The 3,290-nt window shown below is 37.7% G+C and carries 4 protein-coding genes; all 4 read left to right on the top strand.

Annotated elements, in window-relative coordinates:
• Positions 1-133: 133 nt before the first annotated feature.
• The 4 genes from ACEN4N_RS11235 (at position 134) to rplA (ending at position 3,002) form a co-directional block, all read left to right on the top strand.
• Positions 134-493: a hypothetical protein gene (locus tag ACEN4N_RS11235; RefSeq protein WP_407094252.1), complete on the top strand. Its 360-nt coding sequence runs from the start codon at positions 134-136 to the stop codon at positions 491-493.
• A gap of 122 nt (positions 494-615) precedes the next feature.
• Positions 616-1,671 carry an acyl-CoA thioester hydrolase/BAAT C-terminal domain-containing protein gene (locus ACEN4N_RS11230; protein ID WP_407090889.1) on the top strand — a complete coding sequence of 352 codons (1,056 nt, stop codon included), beginning with the start codon at positions 616-618 and terminating at the stop codon, positions 1,669-1,671.
• A 129-nt stretch (positions 1,672-1,800) separates the two neighbouring features.
• A complete protein-coding gene (gene rplK, locus ACEN4N_RS11225; RefSeq protein ID WP_138404224.1) occupies positions 1,801-2,226 on the top strand; it encodes a 50S ribosomal protein L11 in 426 nt (141 codons plus the stop codon).
• A gap of 83 nt (positions 2,227-2,309) precedes the next feature.
• Entirely contained in the window at positions 2,310-3,002 is a 693-nt protein-coding gene (rplA, locus tag ACEN4N_RS11220) for a 50S ribosomal protein L1 (protein WP_407090890.1), read from the top strand.
• Positions 3,003-3,290: the final 288 nt, after the last annotated feature.

Below are 3,290 nucleotides of genomic sequence, written 5' to 3'. Positions count from 1 at the left end.
GGATTCACCGCGGCTTCCAACAAGCTGAAGCAGAGCTAGAAAAAATGTTTGAAAGATTAACAAATTAATAAATCGATTTTATAGAAGGAGTACTTCATTTACACATAATTATTGACACTCCCTAAAATACTCAATGGGTCTACATTTTGGTTGGTTATTAGTGGCGAGTATGGCTAACTTAACTACTTATACTGTAAGTCAAGGTGTTGATTTAACCGGTACAATAGGTATTATTTGGACGGTTGCGTTAATGATTGTTGTGGCAGCACTTTCAGCTTATTACTATACAAAGTTAGGTAATGAGATGATTATGCCAGTAGCATTATGGGCTATCCTAGGAATATTTATTAAACATAGTCCATTTTCATCCTTTGAATATAAAAGTAATATCGTTATGTATGTAGCCGCAGTTCTTTTTGTTATAAGTGCCGTTGGCTTCGTTCAACTGTTCCGACTACAAAAAGAACAACGAGTTAAAAGAGTGAATAAATAGGTTATAAGGTGAATCTAATTTAGGTTCATCTTTTTTGTGCTCCTTCGGATGCACTTTCATTTATGGTAAAATGACTATAACAAGGTCACTCAGTTTTCTTAAGAGAGAGTAGGAGACACATTATGAGACTCATCTTAAAAGTTTTACTCCGGATTGTAGTGATTGCTATTCTAATCACGGTTATTATCTTCGGAATACGTTGGGTTCAAACGAATCGGTATAGTGAGTATATTGCAACGGATGAAGAAAGTGTCTATGTCGAGCCAGCCAATTTAGCATTGTATGAGACAGAACAAGCCAATATGACAGTTGAAACAATCGAAGAAGGGTATGTTAATGGCTTCCATCTTGTTCCAGATGAAATTTTAGCTGAGGGAGCGATCTTCACCTTTGGGGGTTCCGAAGGTTCGCCCAATTATGAGTTAGCGGTTCAATTGGCAAATGAAGGATACGAAGTTTACAGTTTATTCTTTTTCGGACCAGGTGAATTACCTGAAAGTATTCATGAAGTTCCCCTCGATTTCTACCAAGAAGTCTTAGCTTATCACGAAGAACATAGTCAATCGGATGGTCCTATCACAGTCTTAGGTGCTTCTAAAGGAGCGGAATTAACTTTAAACTTAGCTACCATCTATGAAGAGATTGATCACATCGTATTATATGCACCGTCTACTTATAATTTCTTCTCACTAGACCAACAAAATGCAGACGCCAGCTCATGGTCTTACCAAGATGAGCCATTGCCGCATTTGAGTAATCAATCAGGTAGTATGATAGAAACAATGCAGATGATTGCAGGCTTTATCACCTATACACCGGTGTCATATCAACCAATTTATGACAGTGTGATTGAAGGAAGCGAAGCAGAGAGTCTAGAAGCAGCTCGCATTAAAGCTGAAGAATTTACAGGGGAAGGAATTATTTTCGCCGGTGGCGACGATTTAATGTGGAATTCAAGTCAAATGGGTGAAGCGATTATTGAACAGGCAAACCAAATTGAATTACACAATTATCCAGAGGCAGGTCATTTATTCTCAAATAAAAGATATTTAGGAGACTCTGCAGGATTGATTGCCTTAGGTGGGAATGATGAAGCCAATCAAGCCGCTTTAGAAGAAAGTCATGCCATTTTGTTAGAGAATTTAGCTAATTGGCATAATAAAGAATATAAAATGTAGATTAGCACTTGCAATATGGAATAAACATGGTATACTATTTCGGTGCGCAAGAACGCACACTGAGTGGGAGGAGTGAAGCTCACTCCGTAAACCACATCACGAAAAAAATTTTACAAGGAGGAATGTTTCGTGGCTAAAAAAGTCGTAACACAAGTCAAATTACAAATTCCAGCGGGACAAGCAAGTCCAGCGCCGCCAGTTGGTCCAGCATTAGGTCAAGCGGGAGTTAACATCATGGCGTTTACTAAAGAATTTAACGCTCAAACACAAGATCAAAATGGGATGATTATTCCAGTAGTAATCGATGTGTATGAAGACCGTTCATTTAGTTTTATTACTAAAACACCACCAGCTCCAATCTTACTTAAAAAAGCAGCTGGCTTAAGCAAAGCTTCTGGTGAACCAAACAAAAACAAAGTTGGTTCAGTAACAAAAGCACAAGTACAAGAAATTGCTGAAATTAAAATGAAAGACTTAAACGCAGCAGATGTAGAAGCTGCTATGCGCATGATCGAAGGAACAGCTCGTTCAATGGGAATCACTGTCGAGGGCTAAGCATAACGCAGCTTCCAGCCCGTATTCTATCGGGTGTGGGAGGTATTACCGTTAATACCACAAATATAGGAGGAATAAATTAAATGGCTAAGAAAAGTAAAAAATTTCAAGCGGCATTAGAAAAAGTAGACCGCAACAATTTCTATAGCGCAGATGAAGCAATCGCATTAGCGAAAGAAATCGACTTTGCGAACTTTGATGCAACTATGGAAGTATCTTACAACTTAAATATTGATGTTAAAAAAGCTGATCAACAGATCCGTGGAGCAATGGTATTGCCACATGGTACTGGTAAAACTCAAACAGTTGTAGTTATCGCAACTGGAGATAAAGCTAAAGAAGCAGAAGCAGCAGGTGCTGATTTTGTTGGTGAAGCAGACCTAATCGAAAAAATCAACGGTGGTTGGTTAGACTTCGACGTAATGGTAGCAACACCTGACATGATGGGACAAGTTGGTCGTCTAGGACGCGTATTAGGACCAAAAGGCCTAATGCCTAACCCTAAAACTGGTACAGTAACACAAGATGTTACTAAAGCGGTTAACGACATCAAAGCAGGTCAAGTTACTTACCGTGCTGACAAAGCAGGAATCGTTAATGTTCCAATCGGTAAAGTATCATTTGATGATGCTAAATTAAAAGAAAACTTTAACGCATTACACGAACAAATCGTTCGTTTAAAACCAGCTTCAGCTAAAGGTACTTACATGACAAGTTTAACATTGTCTACTACTTTTGGACCTGGTATCAAAATTAACGCTCCAGGAATGGAATAATCAATTTTAACTTAAATAATTACGAGCTTAGAATTTGAAGTAAGTCTTCATTTTTTAAGCTCTTTTTTTGTAATAAAGGGTCATGCTTTTGAAGACAGACCTATATTTTCAGGTAATAATTGAAAATATTAACTAAATGAAAACCGATTAAATAAAAAAAGCCTCTGTTGTCAAATCAAATGCAACACTATTGTTATTCAAAAGACATACCCCATTAGACTTTTAGGTATAGGGTTTCCCCCATGGGGGAAATGTCGCTTTTCGATTCTTTTATAACTCAAGTCTTTA

The sequence above is a fragment of the Ruoffia sp. FAM 20857 genome (assembly GCF_045528645.1).
GTDB lineage: Bacteria > Bacillota > Bacilli > Lactobacillales > Aerococcaceae > Ruoffia > Ruoffia halotolerans.
The sequence above is the reverse complement of the archived record's forward strand: the minus strand, read 5'-3'. Positions and strand labels throughout refer to the sequence as shown.

Coding starts and splice junctions, on each gene's coding strand:
- ACEN4N_RS11235 (WP_407094252.1), top strand. CDS start 134: ATGGGTCTACATTTTGGTTGGTTATTAGTGGCGAGTATGGCTAACTTA.
- ACEN4N_RS11230 (WP_407090889.1), top strand. CDS start 616: ATGAGACTCATCTTAAAAGTTTTACTCCGGATTGTAGTGATTGCTATT.
- rplA (WP_407090890.1), top strand. CDS start 2,310: ATGGCTAAGAAAAGTAAAAAATTTCAAGCGGCATTAGAAAAAGTAGAC.